General features: G+C 66.6%; 31 protein-coding genes. 29 read left to right on the forward strand and 2 right to left on the reverse strand.

Going from position 1 to position 22,536, the window contains the following annotated elements:
- Positions 1–54 precede the first annotated feature (54 nt).
- From K2X73_RS04715 to K2X73_RS04840, 26 genes are all read left to right on the forward strand, one after another.
- Positions 55–882, forward strand: a complete 828-nt coding sequence (locus K2X73_RS04715; protein WP_294108952.1) for a LexA family transcriptional regulator — start codon at positions 55–57, stop codon at positions 880–882.
- Positions 882–1,646: a hypothetical protein gene (locus K2X73_RS04720; protein ID WP_294108953.1), complete on the forward strand. Its 765-nt coding sequence runs from the start codon at positions 882–884 to the stop codon at positions 1,644–1,646. Before K2X73_RS04715 ends, K2X73_RS04720 begins: the two co-directional genes overlap by 1 nt.
- A 195-nt stretch (positions 1,647–1,841) precedes the next feature.
- Entirely contained in the window at positions 1,842–2,057 is a 216-nt protein-coding gene (locus K2X73_RS04725) for a hypothetical protein (protein ID WP_294108954.1), read from the forward strand.
- On the forward strand, positions 2,027–2,314 hold the full coding sequence (locus K2X73_RS04730) for a hypothetical protein (RefSeq protein WP_294108955.1): 288 nt from the start codon (positions 2,027–2,029) through the stop codon (positions 2,312–2,314). Before K2X73_RS04725 ends, K2X73_RS04730 begins: the two co-directional genes overlap by 31 nt.
- The gene (locus K2X73_RS04735) at positions 2,311–2,580 is read left to right on the forward strand and encodes a hypothetical protein (protein ID WP_294108956.1); all 270 of its coding nucleotides are present in this window, start codon (positions 2,311–2,313) and stop codon (positions 2,578–2,580) included. Before K2X73_RS04730 ends, K2X73_RS04735 begins: the two co-directional genes overlap by 4 nt.
- A 55-nt stretch (positions 2,581–2,635) precedes the next feature.
- Positions 2,636–2,845, forward strand: a complete 210-nt coding sequence (locus K2X73_RS04740; protein WP_294108957.1) for a hypothetical protein — start codon at positions 2,636–2,638, stop codon at positions 2,843–2,845.
- Positions 2,846–2,963: 118 nt separating this feature from the next.
- On the forward strand, positions 2,964–3,902 hold the full coding sequence (locus K2X73_RS04745) for a hypothetical protein (RefSeq protein ID WP_294108958.1): 939 nt from the start codon (positions 2,964–2,966) through the stop codon (positions 3,900–3,902).
- Between the two features lie 16 nt (positions 3,903–3,918).
- Entirely contained in the window at positions 3,919–4,284 is a 366-nt protein-coding gene (locus K2X73_RS04750; RefSeq protein WP_294108959.1) for a DUF2190 family protein, read from the forward strand.
- A gap of 24 nt (positions 4,285–4,308) precedes the next feature.
- Positions 4,309–5,247, forward strand: coding sequence for a major capsid protein (locus K2X73_RS04755; protein WP_294108960.1), 939 nt, complete (start codon positions 4,309–4,311; stop codon positions 5,245–5,247).
- Positions 5,248–5,340: 93 nt separating this feature from the next.
- Positions 5,341–5,754: a hypothetical protein gene (locus K2X73_RS04760; protein ID WP_294108961.1), complete on the forward strand. Its 414-nt coding sequence runs from the start codon at positions 5,341–5,343 to the stop codon at positions 5,752–5,754.
- Complete coding sequence (locus K2X73_RS04765) at positions 5,751–5,924, forward strand: hypothetical protein (RefSeq protein WP_294108962.1); 174 nt, start codon at positions 5,751–5,753, stop codon at positions 5,922–5,924. Before K2X73_RS04760 ends, K2X73_RS04765 begins: the two co-directional genes overlap by 4 nt.
- On the forward strand, positions 5,924–6,634 hold the full coding sequence (locus K2X73_RS04770; RefSeq protein ID WP_294108963.1) for a phage protein Gp36 family protein: 711 nt from the start codon (positions 5,924–5,926) through the stop codon (positions 6,632–6,634). The genes K2X73_RS04765 and K2X73_RS04770 overlap by 1 nt, the downstream gene beginning before the upstream one ends.
- Positions 6,634–7,149 (forward strand): phage virion morphogenesis protein, encoded by a 516-nt coding sequence (locus K2X73_RS04775; protein WP_294108964.1) that lies wholly within the window; start codon positions 6,634–6,636, stop codon positions 7,147–7,149. The genes K2X73_RS04770 and K2X73_RS04775 overlap by 1 nt, the downstream gene beginning before the upstream one ends.
- On the forward strand, positions 7,146–7,499 hold the full coding sequence (locus K2X73_RS04780) for a helix-turn-helix domain-containing protein (RefSeq protein ID WP_294108965.1): 354 nt from the start codon (positions 7,146–7,148) through the stop codon (positions 7,497–7,499). The genes K2X73_RS04775 and K2X73_RS04780 overlap by 4 nt, the downstream gene beginning before the upstream one ends.
- A complete protein-coding gene (locus tag K2X73_RS04785) occupies positions 7,496–7,915 on the forward strand; it encodes a hypothetical protein (RefSeq protein ID WP_294108966.1) in 420 nt (139 codons plus the stop codon). The genes K2X73_RS04780 and K2X73_RS04785 overlap by 4 nt, the downstream gene beginning before the upstream one ends.
- Positions 7,912–8,112: a hypothetical protein gene (locus tag K2X73_RS04790; protein ID WP_294108967.1), complete on the forward strand. Its 201-nt coding sequence runs from the start codon at positions 7,912–7,914 to the stop codon at positions 8,110–8,112. Before K2X73_RS04785 ends, K2X73_RS04790 begins: the two co-directional genes overlap by 4 nt.
- A gap of 3 nt (positions 8,113–8,115) precedes the next feature.
- A complete protein-coding gene (locus K2X73_RS04795) occupies positions 8,116–9,048 on the forward strand; it encodes a phage tail tube protein (protein WP_294108968.1) in 933 nt (310 codons plus the stop codon).
- A gap of 10 nt (positions 9,049–9,058) precedes the next feature.
- A complete protein-coding gene (locus tag K2X73_RS04800) occupies positions 9,059–9,484 on the forward strand; it encodes a histidine kinase (RefSeq protein WP_294108969.1) in 426 nt (141 codons plus the stop codon).
- Positions 9,485–9,594: 110 nt separating this feature from the next.
- The gene (locus K2X73_RS04805) at positions 9,595–9,801 is read left to right on the forward strand and encodes a DUF1799 domain-containing protein (protein WP_294108999.1); all 207 of its coding nucleotides are present in this window, start codon (positions 9,595–9,597) and stop codon (positions 9,799–9,801) included.
- Positions 9,798–13,589 carry a hypothetical protein gene (locus tag K2X73_RS04810; protein WP_294108970.1) on the forward strand — a complete coding sequence of 1,264 codons (3,792 nt, stop codon included), beginning with the start codon at positions 9,798–9,800 and terminating at the stop codon, positions 13,587–13,589. The genes K2X73_RS04805 and K2X73_RS04810 overlap by 4 nt, the downstream gene beginning before the upstream one ends.
- A complete protein-coding gene (locus tag K2X73_RS04815) occupies positions 13,586–17,500 on the forward strand; it encodes a hypothetical protein (RefSeq protein WP_294108971.1) in 3,915 nt (1,304 codons plus the stop codon). The genes K2X73_RS04810 and K2X73_RS04815 overlap by 4 nt, the downstream gene beginning before the upstream one ends.
- Positions 17,501–17,513: 13 nt before the next feature.
- On the forward strand, positions 17,514–17,900 hold the full coding sequence (locus tag K2X73_RS04820) for a hypothetical protein (protein WP_294108972.1): 387 nt from the start codon (positions 17,514–17,516) through the stop codon (positions 17,898–17,900).
- Between the two features lie 11 nt (positions 17,901–17,911).
- Positions 17,912–18,268: a hypothetical protein gene (locus tag K2X73_RS04825; protein WP_294108973.1), complete on the forward strand. Its 357-nt coding sequence runs from the start codon at positions 17,912–17,914 to the stop codon at positions 18,266–18,268.
- Entirely contained in the window at positions 18,265–19,020 is a 756-nt protein-coding gene (locus K2X73_RS04830; RefSeq protein ID WP_294108974.1) for a hypothetical protein, read from the forward strand. Before K2X73_RS04825 ends, K2X73_RS04830 begins: the two co-directional genes overlap by 4 nt.
- Before the next feature lie 71 nt (positions 19,021–19,091).
- Entirely contained in the window at positions 19,092–19,667 is a 576-nt protein-coding gene (locus K2X73_RS04835) for a glycosyl hydrolase 108 family protein (protein ID WP_294109000.1), read from the forward strand.
- Complete coding sequence (locus K2X73_RS04840; RefSeq protein WP_294108975.1) at positions 19,664–20,197, forward strand: hypothetical protein; 534 nt, start codon at positions 19,664–19,666, stop codon at positions 20,195–20,197. Before K2X73_RS04835 ends, K2X73_RS04840 begins: the two co-directional genes overlap by 4 nt.
- Here K2X73_RS04840 and K2X73_RS04845 read toward each other — a convergent pair.
- Positions 20,194–20,415, reverse strand: coding sequence for a hypothetical protein (locus K2X73_RS04845; protein ID WP_294108976.1), 222 nt, complete (start codon positions 20,413–20,415; stop codon positions 20,194–20,196). The two genes, K2X73_RS04840 and K2X73_RS04845, sit on opposite strands and share 4 nt — an antisense overlap.
- 107 nt (positions 20,416–20,522) lie before the next feature.
- On the opposite strand from K2X73_RS04845, the gene K2X73_RS04850 reads away from it, so the two are divergent.
- From K2X73_RS04850 to K2X73_RS04860, 3 genes are all read left to right on the forward strand, one after another.
- The gene (locus tag K2X73_RS04850) at positions 20,523–20,951 is read left to right on the forward strand and encodes a PaaI family thioesterase (protein WP_294108977.1); all 429 of its coding nucleotides are present in this window, start codon (positions 20,523–20,525) and stop codon (positions 20,949–20,951) included.
- Positions 20,948–21,334, forward strand: coding sequence for a PaaI family thioesterase (locus K2X73_RS04855; RefSeq protein ID WP_294108978.1), 387 nt, complete (start codon positions 20,948–20,950; stop codon positions 21,332–21,334). Before K2X73_RS04850 ends, K2X73_RS04855 begins: the two co-directional genes overlap by 4 nt.
- 118 nt (positions 21,335–21,452) lie before the next feature.
- Positions 21,453–21,995, forward strand: coding sequence for an NAD(P)H-dependent oxidoreductase (locus tag K2X73_RS04860; protein WP_294108979.1), 543 nt, complete (start codon positions 21,453–21,455; stop codon positions 21,993–21,995).
- A gap of 43 nt (positions 21,996–22,038) precedes the next feature.
- On the opposite strand, the gene K2X73_RS04865 is transcribed toward K2X73_RS04860, so the two are convergent.
- Positions 22,039–22,458, reverse strand: a complete 420-nt coding sequence (locus K2X73_RS04865) for a GFA family protein (RefSeq protein ID WP_294108980.1) — start codon at positions 22,456–22,458, stop codon at positions 22,039–22,041.
- Positions 22,459–22,536 lie beyond the last annotated feature (78 nt).

Genomic DNA, 22,536 nt, shown 5'->3' on the forward strand with positions numbered 1-22,536 from the left:
GCGCTCGCTGCGACGTCCCCGGAAGAAGTCCGTGACCGACTTTGCCGGTAGGCTGTGCTCGCGCTCGAAAGCGGCAACGCTGCCGAACTCCTTCCTGATCGCGGCTTTGATGTCCTCGCGGTGGGGCAGCACACGCCTTCCTTTATCCGAAATCCCGGCCCGAGATTTCGGATAATTGATCCGATGGCTCGGCGTCAACCCCTTCAAACCGAAAATCCGGTTGGTAAGCGTATTTTGCGCGCCCTAGGCGGCCGCGACCTCGTTTGGTTGTCTCGCGAGGCCGATATCCCGCCTCAAACGCTCAGCGATGCGGTGCATAAGGGACCAGCGCGGACCGATACCGCCGCCAAGATCGCCAAGGCGCTTGGCATGTCGCTGGATCACCTGGTCAACGGCGAACCCCCAGTCGGGTCGGTCGATGCGATCTTCGACGTGATCGGCCCAGGTTTGAACAGGGCTTTGCGGGCGCCCAAGGCAATTGACGTACCCATCTACGATATCGAGGTTGCAGCCGGCGCCGGGCGTAGCGTCCATGACGAGACGCCTATTGGCCATTGGCCGCTGCCCGTTTCATGGATTGCCGAGCATGTCGGCAGCGATCCCGATCTATTCATCGTCACCGTGGTCGGCGACAGCCAAGAACCCGAGCTTTCAACCGGCGATCAATTGATCGTCGATCACAACCAGCGCCGACTCAGCCCGGGTATGCATGTGGTGAGGCATGACGGCTATCTGCAGGTTAAGCGCGTCCAGCTCGAAGGGCGCAAGGTGATGTTGCTGAGCGCCAATCCCGCCTATGCGACGACCGTGCTTGACCGGGAAGCGGATCAGGATAGCTTCGAGGTTATGGGCCGCGTCATCGCGGCAATAAAGGTGATGTGATGCTCGCCTCGATGATGTTGCTGCTAGCCACTGAGCAGAGCACTAACACTCGATGTCAAAGCTACGTCGGCCAACGTGTGCTGCATAAGAACGCTGGTATCGTGGCGGCGAAAATGTTGTCGTCGGTCCCACGTTCGAAGAGCGAGTTTGAAACGACCGCTAACTTTGTGGCGCGCCAGCGGGCCGCTGTTGCAGCGCTCGGTAGTAATCCTTGGATACTATCTCGAAGAGTTGGAGACGAAGCAGGTCTTCGTTATGACGCTGACTCAGAGTCCATGATCTTCGATGCTGATCTATTCAACCCATGGTATGCGGGATACAAGCGCGTAATGCCCGAGCACGTGCTTGACGCAAATCAAAGTGGTCCGTTGGTATCGGCGCGCGGGTTCTACGCCGTTCAGTCTTTGGGTAGAAAACTCGGGAAAAATGGCTTTGGCGCCGTCACTCGGTTTGAGGTCGAGCGCGTGACCGAAGTAGGTCTCGTCGAAGGGCAAGGGCCCGGCCTCTTTGCCAATGGCCAGAAACAAGTTCGCGTGCCAATGAGCCCTGAGCTTGCGCAGCGTTACCGGTATAATCTGTCGGTTGCATTCGTGTTTGAGCCGCAGGCCCCATTCGTCCAAGAGCAAATGAAGCTGGACAAGTCAGCTACCGTCGATGATCCGCTAGAGACCTGGCATCAATATGTGTTGCTCAGAGGCGATCTACGCTGCGCCTTGATACTCACTCCTGATTCGATCGTGCTCTGGGCGACCGATACGAACTGACCGCCGTCGATTTTAAGCCCCGTGGAGGCCCGTCCACGTGTCGCCGCTATGTCGGGACCCCCCAGACCTTCGACCCTACGGGGCAAGCTGCCCCGGGCAAATTTGGGGGGTGTCGGCAGCCATTGGCCCATCCCCCCTCGACTCTTGCTGCGGCTTCTCGCATGTTCCCTCTATGTTCCATGATGGAGTCGACGCATGAAGTTCGGCACTTGGTTGGTGGCTCAGGCGGGGCGTGATGAGTGGATCGGCGCCCTGGCGCGCTCGGCGGCGGCGGATGCCGCGTTCCCGCGTGATGCCTCGCCCGACGAGGTGCGGCTGCGGCTCGGGGAGATGGCGGCCGATCCCGACGCGTTCGAGCAGCTCGATGACGCGGAGCGCGAGTGGGTCGCGTCCCTGGCCCGCGCGGCGTGATGGGCGGCGGGTTCGACGCCGGCCGGCGCTGGCACGATGCGCGCGGGCGCTTCGCCCGGTTGCCCTCGCCGCCGCCCCTGGCCCCGCCGCGCCGCCAGTACCGGCTGGCGGTGTTCGGCAGGCCGCGCGGCGCCTGGCACGATAGCGTGGCGGCGGCGATGGCCGAGGCGATCGCGCTCGGCCTGGCGAGCTGGGATGCCAGCCGGCGCGAGCATTATCTGGCGGTACCGGTCGAGCTGCAAAGTCGGGAGCCATGACACCCCAGTTCGACGAACTGACCGTGGTGGCCGCCAAGCTGGGCCTGAGGTTGCGTGCGTTGGTGAAGCGCGAAGGCGATCGCTGGGAGGCGCAAGTCAATTGCGGGCAGGCCGACGATCAATGGCGACGCACTGGGGCATTCCCGGTGTGGCGCGGCCAGGGAGACACCGCCTCAACCGCGCTCGATGCGGCGACGCACAGCGCGCTGCACTATTGGCAATGGTCGCTCAGAGCCTCGGACCGGACAGCGGACGCCCAGATTTGACGTTTGGTACGGCGGGTGTACCCTTGCCGGGCTCGCCTATCCCGCCGGAGATCGCATGCCGTCGTTCCCTCGTGTCGCATACGCCATCTATACCAAGAAGGAGGATGGCACGAGGACCACGCCTTACCTGACCTATTCAGCGGCTGAAGCGCTCGAGATGCTTCAGACGGACCCGACGCTGATCGCTGCCGGCGCAACCGGCAAGGCGATGACGACCGTTGAACTGCAGAAGCACGTTTCCATGCAGGCGATGACGAACTGGTAGCTTGTTTTTGTAATCAGCACGCGGCTATCCATCCGCTTCCCCGAAAAGTTCGTCGTCGTTCACTGACGTCAGGATAGTTACGGGCAACTGGGTGTCGCTCGCCTCCTAACAGGGGCGCATGAACGACGCGCCTACCATCAAGATCCTGCGCCCCGGCAGCTTCACCTCGGTCGAAGGGACCAAGGTGAGCTTCACCGCCGCCGATCTCGCGCAGATCGCGGCGAGCTATAAGCCGGAGAGCGATCCGGCGCCGATCGTTGTGGGTCATCCCAAGATGGCGGACCCGGCCTATGGCTGGGTCGGCGCCCTGGAAGTCCAGGGCGACGTGCTCGTCGCCAAGCCGAGCGAGATCGCGCCCAGTTTCGCCGAGGCCGTGAAGGCCGGCCATTATCGCAAGATCAGCGCCCAGCTCTACCAGCCCGGCGATCCCAACAGCCCCGCGCCCGAGGGCTGGTATCTGCGCCATGTCGGCTTTCTGGGCGCCGCCGCCCCCGCGATCAAAGGGCTCGGCCAGGTGAGCTTCGCCGCCGCCGCCGCCGCCATCACGCTTGAAACCACCCTGGAGAACGAGATGACCACGATCAGCCTGAGCGAGCACGAAAGCGCGCTCGCCAAGAAGGACGCCGAGCTGCAGGCCGCGCGCGAGGAGGCCGCGAAGGTCCGCGCCGAGGCCATTCACCGCGAGCATGTGAGCTTCGTCGAGGCCGCGTCGAAGGCCGGCAAGGTGGCGCCCGCCGCCAAGCCGGTGCTGATCGGCCTGCTCGACCAGCTGGCGCCGCTCGCGCCGGTGAGCTTCGCCGAAGGCGGCGCCGAGCTCAGCCCGGTCGAGGAGCTTAAGAAGCTGATCGACGCCGCGACGCCGCTGATCAGCTTCGGCGAGGCGGCGCCCGCCGACAAGAAGGCGCCGGGCAAGGCGCCGGTGAGCTTCGCCGCCCCCAGCGGGTTCGAGGTCGATCCCGCTGCCGCCGCCCTCCATGCGCGTGCCAAGGCGCTGCAGGCGGAAAACCCCAAGCTCGATTGGTGGGCGGCGGTCAATCGCGCCCGCGCCGAAGCCTGAACGAAAGGACGCCCCGATGCCCCAGAAACCGATCCTCACCGATTCGATCGTCGCCGCCGGCGCGATCACCAAGAAGCGCTTCGTCGGCTATGACAATGCCCAGGCGAGCGCCGCCGGCCAATTGGTCGCCGGTGTCGCAGATTACGAGGCAAGCGCCGCCGGAAAGCAGGTGCCGATCCACATGCTCGGTACCGCCGAGGTGGAGGCGGGTGGCGCCTTCGCGCGCGGCACGGAGCTGATGACCGACGCCCAGGGCCGCGCGGTGACTCGCGCCGGCGCCAATGCGCTGGGCGCGGCACGCGCGCTGCAGGCGTCGGGCGGCGCCGGCCAGATCGTCGAGGTGCTGCTGCTTCCGGCGCGCTCGCCGGCGCCAGCGGCCTGATCCCCCTTACTCTAGGAGACCCCAATGCTGATGTCCCCCGATCAGGCGCGCGTCGTCGATCCGATCCTTACCGAGCACGCGCGCGGCTATACCAATGCCGAGTTCATCTGGAACGGCCTGTTCCCGACCGTCACCATGCCCACCCGCGCCGCCAAGCGGATCGAGTTCGGCCGCGACAGTTTCAAGCGTCCGCCGGTCAAGCGCGCGCCTGGCGCCCAGATCGGCCAAATGGACTTTGGTTATGAGGGCAAGAATGTCGCGCTGACCCAGCGTGCGCTTTCGGCCAAGACGCCGGTCGAGCATCTGGAAGAGGCAGCGGAAGTGCCGGGGATCGACCTCCAGCGCATGGCGGTTGACCTGGTACTCAACGTCATCGCGCTCGACAAGGAGATCGAGGCGGCGACGATCGCGCGTAACGCCGCGCTCTATCCCAACAACAACAAGATCGCCCTGACCGATGCCGACAAGTGGAGCGACGCGGCGAGCGACCCGCTCGATCAGTTGGGCGATTATCGCGAGACCATCCGCAAGCGCATCGGCAAGCGGCCGAATACGCTGGCCGTGGGCGGCGCGCTTGCCACCGCGCTTTCGACGCATCCGAAGATCCGCGACCATTTCAAATACACCACCAGCTCGACGGTGACGGTCGACATGCTGAAGGCGTATTTCCAGGTCGATAATCTGCTCGTCGGTGACGCGATCTATGATCAGCAGGATGGTACCAGTCTCGACATTTGGGGCGGCGATGCGATCCTGGCCTATGTCGCGCCGGCAAGCACCGCCGGCCAACGCAACATGGCGCTGCCCAGCTATGGCTATACCTACCAGCTGCGCGGCCACCCGTTCGTTCAGCCGCCGGTCTATGTCCGCGACTTCCGCAGCTGGTTCAACGACGTGTTCGACGAATATTCGCCCGAGCTCGTCGGCGCCGACGCCGGCTTCCTGATCCAGAACGCGCTGTAACAGCCGAGCCCCGGCGTTTCCGATCCCTTGCGCCGGCAGACTGTGCCGGCGGGCGCCGCCGCGCGCCCGCCGGACTTTGAGAAGGACCGCATCATGATCACTGTCCACGTCCACACCCCTATTCGCGGCCGCGCCAAGGCCGGCGACACGATCGAGCTGGATGAAGCGACGGTGATCGCGCTGGAGGCGCTTGGCGCCGTCGCGCGCGTAGAGCTGCAGAAATACCAGGGAGGCGCCGGGCCGGCGGACCCCAAGGAAGGCGCCGCGGCGCCGGCCTCGGGCGATGCCGGGAAGGTGACGGGCGGCGAGCATACGCCCGTTGCTGCTGACCCCGGCGCCACGGCTGCTCCGATCACGGCGGGGGCGGCCGAGGTGTCGCGTGGAGGGGCCGGAACCGAAGGCGCGGCCGCGCCGACGGGGAAGGCCAGCGATAAACCGGCGGTGCCTCCGGCCGCCGGTCGCCGTCCGCGCGGCAGCGGGCCTCGCGCGCCCAAGGTGACGGCGTGATCACCCTCGCTACCCTCTGGCTCGGCGGTGCGCTGAGCCTTTGCTGCCGCGATCTGGCTGAAGAGCAGCTGTCGCACTGGTCGACCGAACCCGTCGAGCTGTGGGCGCATATGTTCTTCAACCTCATCTGGCCGATCTCGATCGTGCTGGGCTTGGTGCTGGAGGACTGATGCTCGTCCAGCTGAAACAGCCGGCCGAGGCCAAGCGTCTGCAGCTCGATTTCCCCGGCGCTGCAACGGCGGTGCAGGCGGTATTGATCGAGCGCCAGGGCGGCGGCGACGGCACGCTCATCGCCACGGCCGAGATCGTCACCGGCACAGTGGTGGTCACCGTCTCGGCCGGGCTCGATGGCGAGCGCTATCTCGTCACCGTGCGCGCCGAGCTGGCGGGTGGCGAGACCGCCGAGCGCGAGATCGATCTGGCGATCGTCGACGGTGCCTGGGCGATGCCCGGCGGCGGCACGCCCTATCTGTCGATCGCCGATTTCGTCGGCCGGTTCGGCTTCGAAGAGACGGTGCGGATGACCGATGGCGACGGTTCCGGCCGGATCGATCGCGCGCTGCTGGTGGCGGCGCTGGCCGACGCCCAGGCGATCGCCGACGGCTATCTGGCGATCCGGTACCAGGTACCACTCGCGAGCGTGCCGCCGATCGTCGGCATGATCGTCGCGGACCTGGCGCGCGCGCGCCTCTATCCGCGCGGGGCGCCGGAGGGCATCGCCGATGCCGCCAAGCTCGCCGAGCAGCGGCTCAAGTCCATCCAGGCGGGCACGATGAACCTCGGCCTGCCGATCGCGCCGGCGCCGGCCACGGCCGAGGAAGCGCCGATCGTCTTCGTGCCCGGCAAGCGTGCCTACCCCGATGCGCTGGAGGGATATTGATGGCCGGCGGGCTTGAGTTCGATATCTCGGTCGATGACCAACTCGGCCCCGCGCTCGCCCGCGCGGTCGAGGCGGCGATCGATCTGACGCCGGCAATGGGCGATATCGCTGGCGAACTCGAAAAAGAGGCGGCCCGATCCTTTGAGTTCGAGCGCTCCCCAATTGGCGTGCCATGGAAGCCTTCGCGCCGCGCCATCGAAGAGGGCGGGCAGACGCTTTCGAAATCGGGAGATTTGCTCGGGTCGCTTGAGGCAAACTGGGGGAAGGACTTTGCCGAGGCCGGCCCTGAAACGTCAGGCGGTGCGGGGCGCTACGCCGCGATCCATCAATTCGGCGGCACGATCCGCCCGCGCCAGGCCAAGGCGCTGCGCGTCGGCAAGCGCTTCTTCGCCTCGGTGAAGATCCCCGCGCGCCCCTATCTCGGGTGGAACGACACGCTTGAGCGCTATGCGATCGACACGCTGATCGAGCATATCGCCCGCGCCTTCCGCGCTGGCGGGGAGGCATCGGCGTGACCGCGATCTGCCCGAACTGCGGCTTCGATCTCACCCGCGACGAGCCGATGCATGTCGGCGGGTACCATTACGATCCGCGCGGCGGCTTCAGCGTGGGCGGCGTGGCGATCCCGCTGACGCCCAAGGAGATCGAGCTGGCCGGCGCGCTGTTCCGCGCGCGTGGCCGGATCATCCCCTATGACGCGCTGATCGATCGGCTCGACGTGACGGACCGCGTGGTGATCAGCGTCCATGTCCGGCGCATCCGCAAGAAGTTCAACGAGGCGGGGATGTTCAATCCGATCGGCGTCGCCCACGGCACCGGCCTGTTCTGGGGCGGGCAGCCCTTCGTGGACGGAGGCGCGGCATGATGCTCGCCCAGCAACCGATCGTCGAGCAGCTGCGCCGCGCCGGGGCCAAGAGCGCCGAGGGCGTGATCGAGTTCGCCGGCCAGGTGGAAGCGCCCCGGATGGTGCCCGCCTTTTTCGTGATCCCGACGCGCGAGCGCGCCGAGCCCAATGCCTATGCCGGCGCCCGCGACCAAAGGGTGAGCGTGGAGATCGGCGTGGTGATCGTGCTCGCCGGTGCCGCTCGTCACGGTCAATCGACCAGCGAGCAGCTGGTAGACGCATGCCAGCTCGCCGGCCGCGCGCTGACAGGCTGGACCCATCCGCAGGCGAGCGCGCCCACCGATTATGCCGGGGGGGAGCTGCTCTCCACCAAGGACGGCCTGGTCATGTGGCTGATGCGCTTCGCCACCCGCTACCACGAAAGGAAGCCGACATGAGCCGCAATCGACAGCCGGCGAACGATGAACCGGCGCAGCCCACGCGACCGCGCGCCGTGGACGCCCAGGGCTATCAGCTCGCCGAGGACGGCCTGCCGCTCTCCGGCCCGGCGCGCGCCCGCGCGCTGCAGGATCGCGCCGCGACGCAAGGCGCCGCCGAACCCCAACCCCGCACGAAGACCGATCAGGAGGGCTGACCCGTGGAAGACAACAAGCTGCTGCTCTTCAAGAAAGAGGGTGTGTATGCCACCGATTCGGCGCCGACGCTGGCCGCCAACGCGGTGCTTACCCGCAACTTCACCTCCAAGCCGATCGCGGCCGATCGCATCCAGCGCACGCTCGATCGGCCGGTGCGCGGCCGGACGAAGGACGGCACGAGCAACGAGCGCACCACCTTCAGCTACGAGATCGAGCTGGCGGGCTCCGGCGCCGCCGGCACCGCGCCGGGCTGGATGGAGCACCTGGAGGCCTGCGGCATGCTGGCGCCGACGCTCACCGCCGGCCAGGACGCGGTGCAGCGCTTCGCCCCCGTCGGCGCCGCGCTCAGCTCGGCGACGGCCTGGTACTATCGGGGTTCGCTCCTCGAGAAGGCCGTGGGCAGCCGGGGCACCTTCAGCCTGGATTTCACCGCCGGCGCCTATCCGTTCGCCAAGTTCGACATGACCGGGCTGCTCGGCGCGGTGCCGTTCACGGACCTGGCGCCGGCCGCGCCGACGCTCGATCGCTGGAAAGACCCCGTCGAGGTGAATACCGACAACACCGACGTGCTGATCGGCGGCTATGCGGTGGTGCTGCGATCGCTGACGATCGACGCCAACGCCGATATCGCGGTGCGCAACCTGGTGAACGGCCGCTACATCCAGCGCGGCAACCACGCGGCTACCGGCCGAACGGTGTTCGAACTGCCGACGATCGGCGCCCGCAACTATTTCGCCGATCTGCGCGCAAATGCCGAGATCGCGCTCAGCGTGGTCCACGGCATCGCCGCCGGCAACATCGTCCAGCTCGACGCATCGCGCCTGCAGGTCACCGATATCGAGCTCGGCGAGCAGAACAACGTGCTGGAAGCGACGATGACGTTCGGCCTGAACGTCGGCGCGACCAATGACGATCTCGTCATCACGGCCAAGTAAGGGGGCGAGCATGGCGTACAAGATCGTCAAGGAGCGCAAGGCCTGGTGGCCGGTGAGCTGGAAGGGCGTGGGCGAAGACGGTGAGATCATCACCAACAAGATCGAGCTGCGCTTCCGTCTGCTGAAGGTGGACGAGGCGGTGAAGATCGCCCTGGCCGTTGACGGCGTGCGCGCGGCCGAGGCGACGCCGACCGGCGATGGCAGCGATCCCGCCACCGTGGCGGCGGCGATCGCCGCGCTCCCCGTCCGCTATGCCGACCTGGTGATGCAGATCGCCGATGATTGGCGGGGCGTGCAGGCCGAGAATGGCGAGCCGCTGCCGTTCGGCGCCGACAACCTTGCCCTGCTGATGAACGAGCCCGGGCTGTTCGGCCATGTGTTCGAGGCGTTCCGCGACTGCATCAATGCCCGCGAGGAAGCCAAGGCGGGAAACTGAAGGCCGTCGCCCAGGCCTGGGCGCGGGGCCGGAGCGGCGGAAAGCAGGCGGATGATCCGCTCAGCCGCGCCGCCCAGGCCGCTCGCCCCGGCCGGGTTGAAGCGACCGAGATAGTCGAGGAAGACGTGCCCGTGATCGAGCTGTTCTTCGCGCTCGCGACCCAGTGGCGCCGCCACCCGATGACGGGGACGCGGCTGGGGCTCGATTACCCGTCGATCGAGCCGGCGGCGCGGCTGCTGGGGATCGAGATGACGCCCGCGCGATTCGCCGATCTGCAGGTGATGGAGGGCGCGGCGCTCGCCGCGTTCCCGGCATGACCGATCTTGTCGTTGCGGTACGCCTTAAGGCGGACGGGTCCGGCCTGGTCGGCCAGATGCGACTGTCGAAAGAGTCGGTCGACGAGCTGAAGCGCGCGACCGAGAAGGCTGGCAACTCGGCCGAGGGCATGGCGGCCGACATGACCCGCGCCGGCGCGGCGGCCGAAAAGGCGGGCGCTTCGGCGGAACGCGCGGCCAGCTCGATCCTGGACATGGCGGTGGCCAATGCCCGCGCGGAACGGGCGGCGAAGGAGCTGAAGACCGCCCAGGAAGCGCTGGCCGCCGCCGTGGAGGCGGGCAGCGGAGAGCAGGTCGCCGCCGCCAACCGCGTCGCGGCGGCGCAGCAGAACCTGGTGCAGGCCCAGGGCGAGGTGACGCGCGCCAGCCGGCAGGCCGAACAGGCCGGTACGGCGGCGACGCGGTCGCTCGGCGCGCAGCGCGCGGGCTATGCCCAGCTCGGCTTCCAGATCCAGGACATTACCCAGTCGATCGCGCTCGGCACCAACGCGTTCACTATCCTGGCGCAACAGGGCGGCCAGACCGCCTCGGCGGTGAGCCAGCTCGGCTTGACCGGGGTGGGCGGGCGCGTCGCGGCGTTCTTCGCCGGCCCTTGGGGCGCGGCGATCCTCGCCGGTACCGCTGTGCTTGGCCCGTTTGTCGCCGAGCTGTTCAACACAAAGAAGGCCGTCGAAGAAGTTACGCTCGCGGGCGATGCTCTTGCCGACGCCCAGGGCGTGCTCGGCAAAGTCTTCGATCTCACCACCGGCAAGCTGAAGGACAACACGGCGGCGCTGCTGCTGAACGCGCGTGCCAAGGAGATCAACCTCCGGGCCAGTGCGCTGGAAAAGCAGCAAAGCGCCATCGGCGTGTTCGGCCGCGTCGACCAGGCCGATACCTTTAGTCAGATCGTCGGCACGCTACAAAGCGGCTATACCGGGGTGAACGCATACGCGGTGGGCCGGCAGGTTCGCGACCTGGCCGCACGCGCCGAGGCAGCCAGGCAGCTGACAGCACCGTCTCGAACAAAGGAAGAGCAAGCCCTCGGCGCCAGGCAGCTTGACGGCATCATCCAAGAGGCCAGCCGCGCTGATTTCCGCAGCTCGTCGGTCACGCGGAAACAATTCATCGACGCCGTGATCGCGGTAGCTGACTCGCGTAATGAAAATGCCGTTGCCAACCTGATCAACAAGTCGCTGGCCGACGGGCGGCTTGCCCCCGAACTCCGCCAGGACGCCAAGGCGAAGAAGCCCAAGTCCGGCGCCGCGCTGGCCCAGTTCGGCGAGAGCGCCGGCGATCGGCTCGCGGCGATCGTCACGCGCTATCAGGACCTGCCGGCGCCGGTGCGCGAAGTCGAGCAATCGCTCAACCAGCTCGACGCGATCGCGCGCGAGCTGGAGCAGCGCAAACCGCCCAATTACGCCGCGCTCAAGCAGCAGCTGGAGGACGCGCGGGCGGCGGTGATCGGCGGGCGCGATCGCGGGCTTGCCCAGGAAATCGAGAAGATCGGCGATGGTTTCGACCAGACCGGCGCCGCCGCGAAGCGGGCGAGCGAAGGGACCGAGCGGCTTTCCTCGATCGTCCGCTACCTAAACGCCAATCTGAAGGACAATCCTGGCTTTGAGCCCCTGATCGAGCAGGCGGAGCGAGCGCAGGCGGCGATCGACGCTTCCGTCCTTCGGCCTTATCGCGAACTGGTCACCGGCCAGCGCGAGCAGATCGAGGCGAACAACCTGATCCTGCGCGGCCGCGAGGACGAAGCCCAAGCGCTGCAGCTGATCAATGGCCTAAAGCGCGCTGGCCTTGTGCTGACCCAGCAGCAGCAGGACGCAATCCTGCTTGGCGTGCAGGCCACCCGCCAGCAGGCGCGCGAGCTGGAGGTGCTGCAGCGGCGCCAGCAGAATCTGATCGGCTTCCTGGGGGATGCGCGCGGCTCGATTGCGCGTGCCTTCGCCGGGGAGAGCACCGATATCGCCGGCGACATCGTCCAGTCGTTCCGCCGCGCCTTCGCCGAGCAGCTGACTGAGCAGCTCTTCGGGAACCTGTTTCGCGACCTTACCGATCGCGTTTTAGGTCGCAGCAAGATCGAGGCGCCGGCCGACCGGTTCAAGGCGGCGGTCGACCAGACCATCAACCCGCTTGGCAATCTCGCCGGCGAGGCGGCTAGTGCGGCTGCGAGCCTTCGTCAGGTTGCCGCCTCGGGTGTTGCCGGCAGCGATCCGGCGACCCGGGCGCTGCTTGCCGCGAACAAAATCTCCCCGAACTCGATACTAGGTGCCACGGTCGCGCTGTTCGGGCAGCGCGCCACCGGATTGGGCGGTGGCTCGGCCTATGACGGGGCAGAGGTCACCGTCACCGCCAATCGCCTGAAAAGGTCCGACGACACCATCAGCAGCCTTCAAGGGCTCCTCAGGGAGTTCCTGACGAAGGGGCTCAAGATCGAGTCGAGCAGCTTGAACAAGCTCGGCGACGTGATCGGCACCGGATTGAAGGGTGCAGGGACCGGGCTCGCCGTCGCCGGGTTGGGCCAAGCACTGGGCATCAAGCTCGATAGTGGCGGGGCGGCGATCGGCGGGGCGGCCGGTGGGCTCCTGGGCAAGCTGTTTCCCAAAATCCCTGGCCTCGACATTGTTGGCGGGTTGGTTGGCGGCTTATTTGGAAGTCTTTTTGCCCCGACGCCCAAGGCGAAATCGGGGGCGATCACCAGCGTCGACGGCAAGGTAGAAATCAGCGGCAATAATGGCGACGCCAAGAATTCGGTCGCCCAAGCCGTCGGCCAGGTGCAGGCCGGGCTGCAGCAGATCGCCGATCAGCTCGGCGCCGATATCGGCAATTTCAGCGTCTCGATCGCCAAGTACAAAACCAGCTTCCGCGTCGACCCGACGGGCTCAGGCTCGGACGGCGGCAAATATGGCGACAAGCTGCCGGGCCTGGGCAAGTTCGACGATAACGACATCCAGGGCGCGGTGGGTTTCGCGATCGCCGACGCGATCAAGGATGGCGCGATCAAGGGCATCAGCCCGGCGGTTGCAAAGGCGCTGCAAAGCTCGACCGACGTAAACAAGGCGCTGCGCGAGGCGCTGAAAGTGCGCGACCTGGAAGCGTTCATCGGTGGGCCGGCGGCCGCGCTGAAGAAGTCCTTCGACGATTTCGATCGCCTCGCCGACGAGCGCGTCGAGCTGGCCAAGAAATACAGCCTCGATCTGGTCGAGCTGGAGAAAAAGACCGGCGAGGCGCGCGCCAAGCTGGTCGCCGACACGCTGCAGGCGAACACGGGCGAGCTGCAATCGCTGCTCGATTCAATCAAGTTCGGCGATCTGTTCGAGGGAACGGCGGCCGAGAAGCGCCGCCAGCTGATCGACCAGGTCGACAAGGCGCAGGCGGATCAGGCGGCGGGCGTTGAAGGTGCTGGTGCGAAGCTAGCCCAGCTCTATCAGCAGCTGCTCAGCAACAGCCGCGACGCGTTCGGTACCGCCGGCTCGGAATATGCGGCGGATCGCTCGCGAGCGGTCGCTGGCGCCGAGGCGGCGATCAAGGCCGAGCAGGACAGGATCAATCGCGCCGCCGGGCTGCAGCAGGCGGCGGTCGATGCCGCCCAGCAGAGCAACACCCTGCTCGACGAAATCGCCAGCCTCACCGCCACCACCAACGGCAAGCTCGATACGCTGATCGGCGCGGTCCAGGGCGGCGGCGAGGGCGATCTGTCGCGCATCACCACCACCCTCGGCGATTACGGCAATTGGTGGGACGCGCCCCAGCTGGGCCTTACGATCCGGAACTCCCTGGTATGAGCGAGTTGATCCTGGTCGAGGCGCAGCCCTGGGCGCCCGACGGCACGCCGGTCGCGGTGCGGCTCGCCGGCGGCGGTTCGCGTGGCTACACCCATCGCGGGTTCCTCGATTGGGTTCCCGGCATTGCCAGCAAGCCGCGCTTCACGGCGCAGATCGGCTTCAATGTGGCGGACGGCGGCTTCACCGGTGGTGCCGTCCCGACCACGGGCGCTTTGGGGTTCCTGCCGAGCGACCCCGCCGTGATCTCGGCGCTGGCGCAATTGGTATGGACCGACGCGCCGATCACCGTTTGGGTGGGGGATGACGATCTCGCCGATCCGGTATGGACCACGCTGTTGGTGGGCACGGTCGCCGGGATGATCGCCCGTGGCGGGCAGGCGAGCTTCACCATTGCCGATCTCTCGCGCGATCTGGCCAAGCCGCTGCTGACCGATCGCTTCGCCGGTACTGGCGGCGTCGAGGGCATCCCCGAGGCGAAGGAGCGGATCAAGCGGCGCAGCTGGGGACGGTGCTGGAACGTCGAGGCGCGCATCCTCGACAAGGCGAACAGCATCTACGAGCTGGGCGATCCCGCCCGCCCGCTGCTCGCGATCGACGCGGTGAAGGACAAGGGGCGCGCGGCCGACCAGGTGACCGTGCTTGGCTGGCAGGGCAGCGTCGCCGCCACCTTCGCCGCACTGCAGGCAGCATCGGCGCCGGCCGGGGGGGCGGTGGTCGCACCGTCGATCGGGTGCGTGAAATGGTGGACCCAGCCGGCGGGGCCGTTGACGGCCGATCTCCGTGGCGAAACTGGGACGGGTTATGTCGAGAGCTGTGCGGCGATCGCCGCGCGGGTGATCGCCGCGCGGGCGCCCACGATGGCGGTGACCGGCTTGGCCGAGGCGATTGCGGCGCGGCCGGGCGCGTGCGGGCTTCACGTCGACCAGGACAGCGAGACCGCCGGCCAGGCACTCGATCGCCTGCTGCTCGGCGCCTCGCTGTTGTGGATCGTCGAGCCCACCGGCGTGGTGCGGCTCGCGCCGATCGCGTTCACCGGCGCCGTAGAGACCCAGGTGGCGATCGAGGCAGAGCGCGAGGCGGTGTACAAGCCCGTCACCGAGCGGTTGCTCGGCTATCAGCGCAATCAGCGCCAGCACAGCGATGGTGAGCTGAGCGCGGTGTTCCAGGCGAGCGACGGTACCTATCGCGACGGCACGCCGATCGAGGATCTGAAACCAGCCGAGCGCGGGGCCAACGTCACCCAAACCAACGTCGCCGCCGCGATCAGCGGCCAGGGCGCCTTGGCGACGCGCAGCACCGTGACCGACGGCTATCTGGGCGGCGCGCTCTCGGTGCGTCTCGCTCCGCACCCACTCAACAGCAATTTCCTCGGTACCGACACGATCGCCTATCCGGGCGGCGCCGGGGTGAGCGCGCTTCAGCCTCAGGAGGCTGGCGCCAACGTCACCGAGGCGCGGGTGGCAAGCGCGATCGCGGGCCAGGGTGCGCTCGCGACAATCAGCAGCCTGGGGTACGGCTCGCCTCTCCTTACTGGGTTCGGGGGCCTGGCGCCGCTCGATCGCGTCCGGTTGGGGGTACTGGGCGCCGGCGGGATCGTGAACGCCGCCAATTCGCAGTGGCTGGGCGATGCCGACTTGATCACGCTGCTCGGCACGGCAGCAGCGATTTCGGGGCAAGGCGCGCTCGCGACGCGCAGCACCGTGACGGACGGCTATCTGGGCGGCGCGCTCTCGGTGCGTCTCGCTCCGCACCCGCTCAACAGCAACTACTTAGGGACGGACACGATCGCTTATCCTGGCGGGACCGGGGTCAGCGCGCTCCAGCCCCAGGAAGCCGGCGCGAATGTGACTGAGGCTCGGGTGGCAAGCGCGATCAGCGGACAGTCGGCTTGGGCTACCTATGGCGCAGTGGCACCGGTGACGGTCGCAGCACGGGTGAGCCGGATTCAGGATGACGGCTACATCTACAGCTCCAGCGTGTACAACGACATTGGCAGCGCCGGCGTGTTGCGAGACCGGTGGCCAGCGGAGTTCGGTGCCAACGTTACCGAGAGCCGGGTGGCGAGTGCGATCGCCGGGCAAGGTGCATTGGCAACTCAGAACAATGCAGGCTGGTCGCAGATCACCAGCGTGCCGACGCGGCTTCGCCCGAGCCCGATCTTCGGCGAGAGCTGGCTCGATATCAGCGTGTTGCCCTATTCGAATGGGGCCGGCGTCGACACGCTGCGGCCGCAGGAAGCCGGCGCGAATGTCACCGAAACCAGGGTGGCGAGCGCGATCAGCGGCCAGGGTGCGCTCGCGACGATCAGCAGCTTGGGGTACGGCTCGCCCCTCCTTACCGGGTTCGGGGGGCTAGCCCCGCTCGATCGCGTCCGTTTGGGGGTGCTGGGAGCCGGCGGGATCGTGAACGCCGCCAATTCGCAGTGGCTGGGCGATGCCGACTTGATCACGCTGCTCGGCACGGCAGCAGCGATTTCGGGGCAAGGCGCGCTCGCGACGCGCAGCACCGTGACGGACGGCTATCTGGGCGGCGCGCTCTCGGTGCGTCTCGCTCCGCACCCGCTCAACAGCAACTATCTGGGCACCGACACGATCGCCTATCCAGGCGGCGCCGGGGTGAGCGCGCTTCAGCCGCAGGAGGCTGGCGCCAACGTCACCGAGGCGCGGGTGGCGAGCGCGATCAGCGGACAGTCGGCTTGGGCTACCTATGGCGCAGTGGCACCGGTGACGGTAGCAGCACGGGTGAGCCGGATTCAGGATGACGGCTACATCTACAGCTCCAGCGTGTACAACGACATTGGCAGCGCCGGCGTGTTGCGAGACCGGTGGCCAGCGGAGTTCGGTGCCAACGTCACCGAGGCGCGGGTGGCGAGCGGGATCGCGGGCCAGGGTGCGCTCGCGACGATCAGCAGCTTGGGGTACGGCTCGCCCCTCCTTACCGGGTTCGGGGGGCTAGCCCCGCTCGATCGCGTCCGTTTGGGGGTGCTGGGAGCCGGCGGGATCGTGAACGCCGCCAATTCGCAGTGGCTGGGCGATGCCGACTTGATCACGCTGCTCGGCACGGCAGCAGCGATTTCGGGGCAAGGCGCGCTCGCGACGCGCAGCACCGTGACGGACGGCTATCTGGGCGGCGCGCTCTCGGTGCGTCTCGCTCCGCACCCGCTCAACAGCAACTATCTGGGCACCGACACGATCGCCTATCCAGGCGGCGCCGGGGTGAGCGCGCTTCAGCCGCAGGAGGCTGGCGCCAACGTCACCGAGGCGCGGGTGGCGAGCGCGATCAGCGGACAGTCGGCGTGGGCTACCTATGGGGGCCTGGTGCCTGGCAACGTTGCCGGCCAGGTCCAGTACCTCAACACGAGCGGCAATCTTGACGGTCTTGCCCGCGTGATCGATCGTCGGCTGACGCTGCTGGTGCGCGCCGATGGTACCACGGTGGTTACAGAGACCCTGGTGGTGACCGCGATCGGGGTCGCGGCGGCGATCGCCGGGCAGGGTGCCGGCGCGACCGCGAACACGCTGGCCCAGCTCGATCCCACAGCCGCCTCGCGCCTCGCCGCGATCTCTGGCGGCGGGGTCCAGGTGGCTGCACTCTATGCGACCATCCGCAAAGTGATGGCGCCAGGCGACTCCATCAATCTCGACGCGGCTGCTGGCATCCAGGCGGGCGGCGACAGCGGCAATGTCCGCGTCATCATTCAGGTCTCGCCAGCCGATGCCAATGCTTGGAGCAACGTCGCCACCGGCGCCTATGTCTTCGTCGGCGCCAGCGAGCCGGCATATGCGACCGCCGCAGGCAGCTTCACCAACAGCTCCGGCCAACAGGTCTATGAATTCCGTGCCATCGTCGATCGGACGTCCGAAACGGCGGGCGGCGCAGTGGTTTCCTCGCAGAGTTTCCTGCGGGGTTGATGAGGAGGATGAGATGACGACTTTCGACGGTCTTGCCGATGCCGCCAATGCGGCGCGACGGGTGCTGATCCTGGGGGCGACCGGCTTGCCCGCCGCGATCGCCGACAAGCTGGCGCCGCTGACTGGCACCGGCACCTCGCCGGTGGACCTGATCTGCGGTTTTGCCGAGGCGGTGTATGCTCACCCCGGCGAGGCCAATGCCGAGGTGAAGGACATCGCCGGCGGCTGCGCCCTGTTCGCCGAGGGCTTTGGCTTCCACGGCATGAATGCCGACGCGCGCGGCACCAAGATCGCGCGCGTGCTCGCCGGCCAGAACGTGGCCAACGCGCCTGTGCCCAAGGCTGAGTGGCAAGTGCCGGCCGACGAAGAAGCACCGGCCGAGCCGGCGGCGGCAAGCTAGGAGTTCGATCCGTGGCTAGCGTCGATCCCGCCTATGGCCAGTGGCTGAAAGCGGACGCGCTCTACTTGCGCGCCCGCCCAGCCGGCGCTGGTATCTGGGGCGATCGGGGAGCGTCGCTCAAGGCGATGTCTCCCTTCGCCTTGCGCGACGATGCGGCGGCCGAGGCGGATCGGCAGGCGCTGTTCCTGGCCGGGCCGCTGGTACGCGACCGTGTGCTGGTGCCAGGCCAGCGCCGCGATCTGATCGGCCGCGCCGTGCAGATCATCGGCGACCAGCTCGGCTATGAGCAGCCGCGCACTGTGTTCGTAATTGGGATCGACGAAGGGTCGAGCGAGACTGTGCTGACCGTAATCAGGAGCTTGGCATGACGGTACGCGCGATCGTTCGGCCGTGTGCAGTGGCCGATGTTCAAGCAGCGAACGTTGTGGCTGCTCCGAATGTCGCCACCGCTGAACCCAAGGCGGTCGCGGAGCTTGGTGGCAACCAGGAGCAAGACGTCGCGATCTCGATCGTTTTGCCAACTGCTCAGCAAATCGATACAATAGTCGTCGGCTTCGCCTCGGGTGCGACACCGCCCTTGGGCTTTTGGTGCGGCATCAACGGGCCTTACGAGCGATCTCTGGGCACCGTTGCTCCGTTGACGACTGCGATCGAAGGTGGGCGTCAGCACTATATTCTGCAGCTGCCTGCGCCTTTTATGGTCCGATACATCAATCTGGGACATGCGGCCGGCCTAGGCCGGAGCCAGATCGGCTTGTTCGCAGCCGGGCTTGCCTTTCGCCCCACTTGGGGCGGCGAATGGGGCGGCGGTATTGGCCTGACGGATACCGGCACCGCCACCCGCCGCCGTGACGGGGGCTTCGGCATCGATCCCGGTGTCTCGGCCGCGCAGATGCAATGGACGTTCGGCGATCTGTCGGACGGCGAGCGCCAGCAGCTTTTCGGCATGCTCAAGCAGCGTGGCGCTACCACCACGCCTTTCCTGGTGATCGAGGGCGGTGACAATGGTCCCAGCTCAACCGAAGAGGTGCATTGGGGCCTCTTCACCCGGATCGAACCTTATGAGCGCCAGGCGCCGGGCATGAGCCGATGGTCGCTGCGTTTCGAGGACTGGGAATGACGGCGCGACGTTCGGCCGTGCCGATGCCCACGGGCAAGGGCGCTCGTGCGCGCGGCTATGTCGGCCCTGTCATGGCTGGTCTTTCGCCCTTCGAACGTGCCGTTGCCCACACGCTGGGCATCGAAGGCGGCTACAGCGATCATCCATCCGATCGCGGCGGGAAAACCAACTGGGGCATCACGGAGCAGGTGGCGCGCGATTTTGGCTATCAGGGGCCGATGGAAGCGCTGCCCAAGGCCACCGCACTCGACATCTATCGCAAGCTCTACTGGGAGCGGATCGGGCTCGACTGGGTTGCCCTTGTTGACGAACAGGTCGCGCTGGAGGTGTTTGACACCGGCGTAAACCAGGGCGTGGGCTATGCGGTGCGCTATCTGCAACGCGTGCTCAATGCGCTCAACCGCCAGGGCCGCGATTATCCCGATATCGCGGTCGATGGCAGCGCCGGGCCGAAAACCCGGGATGCCATGCGCGCCCTGTATCGGCTGCGCGGCGCCGCCGGCCGACAAGTGCTTCTGACGTACCTCAACGCGCTCCAAGGCGCTCGCTACATCGACCTCGCCGAGGCCCGGCTGGCGAACGAGGATTTCATCTTTGGCTGGGCGCAGCGGGTCAAGCTGCCAGCAGCCGACAGGGGTGCTGCATGACCGTTGCAACCATGAGATCGAGCGGCACGCCATCGCCGTTAGAAGCTGGCACGCATGATGCCAATATCGCCGGTTTGGCGCCGCCTATTCCGTTCGATCTTGGTACCTTGCCGATCGCCGGCGCGGCGCAAGTGGCGGAACGATTTGGCCTGCCCGGCTTGCCCGAAATCTCCGCCGCGATTGGCTCGACAGCTGCGGTAGCCAAGGCCGTTTTGGGCGAAGGCGCCTCTGCCGCCCCGGTGGACGCGACCGATGATCTCGCGGAAGCTGAAGCGCCGGCATGGCTGGGCGCCACGGCGAAACTGATCCGTCCGCTGTGCGTCGGCGCTCTTATGGCGATCCCCACCGTGGGGGCTGCGAGCGTCGGCATCGTGGCGATGTTCAGCCCCGCGACTGCGCTCGGAATGGCCGACGCCTCGACGCGGTTTCTGGCCGGCATCCCCGGTGACATTGTGGTCCTGATCGGCGCCCTGGCCGGCGGCTACACCGCAGCCCGTTCGGCTGAGAAGATCGTGGGGCTACGCCGCTAACCGGCCGGCTCAAGCGACTTGCAACAGCCCTGCAATTGCATGGCGCTCATCGCTCGCGTCGAATTTTTGGCCGGGAATTTTTGGCCGGCTACACCGATGCCGACGATCATCTCGAACACATCGTCGGGCATCAGATCGGCCATGCGCAGCGCCCCCGTCGTCGCCACCTGCGTGCCAAGTTCCACGATCTTGCCAAGATCGATGCTCACCAGATCCATCGCTACTCCCCTTTTCCGCCGATCCTAGCGATCGGCGCGCGTCGGGAAATTTACATCGCTGTAACGGGGACTTGGCGGCACAGCCGCGCCTGTGTAAGCGCGCTGCGGTGAGCACCGGCTTCGATCCCCGCCTGTTCTTGAGCTTCGGCAAGCGCGGCCATGGCGGGCTGCTGGGCATCGATTATCACGATCACGGCGAGGATTGGTGCACGCTGAAGCTGCCCTTCCGCCCGAACCTGATCGGCAATGTCGAATCGGGGGTGCTCGCCTCGGGGCCGATCCTGACGATGATGGACATGGCGACGAGTATCGCGGTGTGGCTGAAGCTCGGCACGTTCCGCGCGCACGCGACGCTCGATCTGCGGATCGACTATCTGCGCCCCGCGACTCCGGGGAAGACGGTTTACGGTCGCGGCGAATGCTACCGGATCACCCGCGCGATCTCGTTCATCCGCGGCCAGGCGCATGACGGCGACCCCGACGATCCGCTCGCCCATGTCGCCGGCACCTATATGTTCACCGAGCCGCAGCCATGAAGCTGCCGCCCTATGCCGATCTGCTCGGCCTGAGCGTCGATCTCGAGCCCGGGCTGCCGCCCTTGCTGACGATGCCGTTCACCGATGGCGTGACCGGGCGCCCCGGCTTCCTGCACGGCGGCGCGATCGGCGGCCTGCTCGAGGTCGCGGCGATCGCGGCGCTGCAACAGGCGCTCGATGCCGAGGGCGGTGGGCGGGTGAAGCCGATCGGGGTGACGATCGACTTCATGCGCGGCGGCCGCGAGAAGCTGACGCGCGCCCGCGGCATCGTGACGCGGCTGGGGACGCGGGTGGCGAATGTCGACGCGCTCGCCTGGCAGGACGCCGAGGACCGCCCGATCGCGCGCGCGCGGATGAATTATCTGGTGATGCGCGCGGGGTAGGGGGCGGGAAGGCCGTCTGCGATCGCCCGCAAGGACGGTCTTCCCGCCGAAATGACCGTATGACACAAGCAGACGTTGGACTGTTGACCGTCGATCAGGTTCGCGCTCCATTGGAGCAATGTCGATTGCGGAAAAACGAGCGAACCGCACCACCGTCGTGATGGGCTCCGCTCGGGGCGATGGCAACACGGCCGCCGCCGTCCTTCATTTGAGTCAAAAACTTGGCATGCCGCCGAGCGTAGCCGATCTCTCCCGGCTCAGAATCTTCCCATTTGAATACGGTCGCCATGACGACCGCGATGATTTCCGAGCGGTGATCGAGATGATGCTCGAGAGCGATCATGTCGTCTTTGCGACGCCAGTTTACTGGTATTCTATGTCCAGTCCAATGAAAGCGTTCTTTGATCGGCTAACCGATCTGTTGTTCGATCCGGCCAGCCGCAAAATCGGGCGTGCGCTAGCGGGCCGATCGATCTGGCTCCTCGCTACGGGGACGGACGAGGATCTGCCTTCCGGTTTCCAAGAGCCATTTGCACGGACGGCCATGTACTTCGGCATGATCTGGCGTGAAGCCATCTACTGCCAATCGATCAAAGGCTTGGCGCTTACGCCCGAAGCGCTGACTGGAGCCGAAAGGCTGGCAAAGCTGATCGTCGCCTAGCGACCCCGTTTTTGCCGTTTGGAGGCTTGGGTTTCGGATCGCGTTATCGGTCTTTCAGGATTCCTATGATACGGGATTCCTGCGCATAGCTAAATTCACCTTCTCCCAGCCACGCGCGGCCATCGGGATAACGCAATTCCACCCCTGACAATTCCCGCTCATCCGCAAGGCGCATATTGACCCCCACCATCGAGTTGCCGATTTTCGCGATTTTAGCATCGGTCGGTTCGAAATGGCTTGTTGATCCGCATCGTGGACAGAAGCGGATCGAGACACCAGGTTCAGGCTTGTCACTACGATTGTAGACCGCTGTCGTACCTTCAACAGAGACTTCGCTTGGTTGAAAGTAGCCCCAGATTGCACCGGACTTTTGGCACAGGCTGCAATTGCATTCGTGAATGAAGTCGGGGCGCTTTTCCAATTCTAAACGGACTTGGCCACAATGACAGGAGAGGTTCAGCATCCCGGCTTCTTACTCCAGTCGGGCACCCTTTAGAACGATGATTGTCAGCTAGTCTCGCCGGGGGCGCAATAGCGGACT

This window comes from Sphingomonas sp., from assembly GCF_019746665.1.
Classification (GTDB): Bacteria; Pseudomonadota; Alphaproteobacteria; order Sphingomonadales; family Sphingomonadaceae; genus Sphingomonas.

Excerpts from the sequence above, each read along its gene's own strand:
- K2X73_RS04720 (WP_294108953.1), top strand. The coding sequence starts at position 882 with ATGCTCGCCTCGATGATGTTGCTGCTAGCCACTGAGCAGAGCACTAAC.
- K2X73_RS04725 (WP_294108954.1), top strand. The coding sequence starts at position 1,842 with ATGAAGTTCGGCACTTGGTTGGTGGCTCAGGCGGGGCGTGATGAGTGG.
- K2X73_RS04735 (WP_294108956.1), top strand. The coding sequence starts at position 2,311 with ATGACACCCCAGTTCGACGAACTGACCGTGGTGGCCGCCAAGCTGGGC.
- K2X73_RS04740 (WP_294108957.1), top strand. The coding sequence starts at position 2,636 with ATGCCGTCGTTCCCTCGTGTCGCATACGCCATCTATACCAAGAAGGAG.
- K2X73_RS04745 (WP_294108958.1), top strand. The coding sequence starts at position 2,964 with ATGAACGACGCGCCTACCATCAAGATCCTGCGCCCCGGCAGCTTCACC.
- K2X73_RS04750 (WP_294108959.1), top strand. The coding sequence starts at position 3,919 with ATGCCCCAGAAACCGATCCTCACCGATTCGATCGTCGCCGCCGGCGCG.
- K2X73_RS04755 (WP_294108960.1), top strand. The coding sequence starts at position 4,309 with ATGCTGATGTCCCCCGATCAGGCGCGCGTCGTCGATCCGATCCTTACC.
- K2X73_RS04760 (WP_294108961.1), top strand. The coding sequence starts at position 5,341 with ATGATCACTGTCCACGTCCACACCCCTATTCGCGGCCGCGCCAAGGCC.
- K2X73_RS04770 (WP_294108963.1), top strand. The coding sequence starts at position 5,924 with ATGCTCGTCCAGCTGAAACAGCCGGCCGAGGCCAAGCGTCTGCAGCTC.
- K2X73_RS04775 (WP_294108964.1), top strand. The coding sequence starts at position 6,634 with ATGGCCGGCGGGCTTGAGTTCGATATCTCGGTCGATGACCAACTCGGC.
- K2X73_RS04785 (WP_294108966.1), top strand. The coding sequence starts at position 7,496 with ATGATGCTCGCCCAGCAACCGATCGTCGAGCAGCTGCGCCGCGCCGGG.
- K2X73_RS04790 (WP_294108967.1), top strand. The coding sequence starts at position 7,912 with ATGAGCCGCAATCGACAGCCGGCGAACGATGAACCGGCGCAGCCCACG.
- K2X73_RS04800 (WP_294108969.1), top strand. The coding sequence starts at position 9,059 with ATGGCGTACAAGATCGTCAAGGAGCGCAAGGCCTGGTGGCCGGTGAGC.
- K2X73_RS04810 (WP_294108970.1), top strand. The coding sequence starts at position 9,798 with ATGACCGATCTTGTCGTTGCGGTACGCCTTAAGGCGGACGGGTCCGGC.
- K2X73_RS04815 (WP_294108971.1), top strand. The coding sequence starts at position 13,586 with ATGAGCGAGTTGATCCTGGTCGAGGCGCAGCCCTGGGCGCCCGACGGC.
- K2X73_RS04820 (WP_294108972.1), top strand. The coding sequence starts at position 17,514 with ATGACGACTTTCGACGGTCTTGCCGATGCCGCCAATGCGGCGCGACGG.
- K2X73_RS04830 (WP_294108974.1), top strand. The coding sequence starts at position 18,265 with ATGACGGTACGCGCGATCGTTCGGCCGTGTGCAGTGGCCGATGTTCAA.
- K2X73_RS04835 (WP_294109000.1), top strand. The coding sequence starts at position 19,092 with ATGGCTGGTCTTTCGCCCTTCGAACGTGCCGTTGCCCACACGCTGGGC.
- K2X73_RS04840 (WP_294108975.1), top strand. The coding sequence starts at position 19,664 with ATGACCGTTGCAACCATGAGATCGAGCGGCACGCCATCGCCGTTAGAA.
- K2X73_RS04845 (WP_294108976.1), bottom strand. The coding sequence starts at position 20,415 with ATGGATCTGGTGAGCATCGATCTTGGCAAGATCGTGGAACTTGGCACG.
- K2X73_RS04855 (WP_294108978.1), top strand. The coding sequence starts at position 20,948 with ATGAAGCTGCCGCCCTATGCCGATCTGCTCGGCCTGAGCGTCGATCTC.
- K2X73_RS04860 (WP_294108979.1), top strand. The coding sequence starts at position 21,453 with ATGTCGATTGCGGAAAAACGAGCGAACCGCACCACCGTCGTGATGGGC.
- K2X73_RS04865 (WP_294108980.1), bottom strand. The coding sequence starts at position 22,458 with ATGCTGAACCTCTCCTGTCATTGTGGCCAAGTCCGTTTAGAATTGGAA.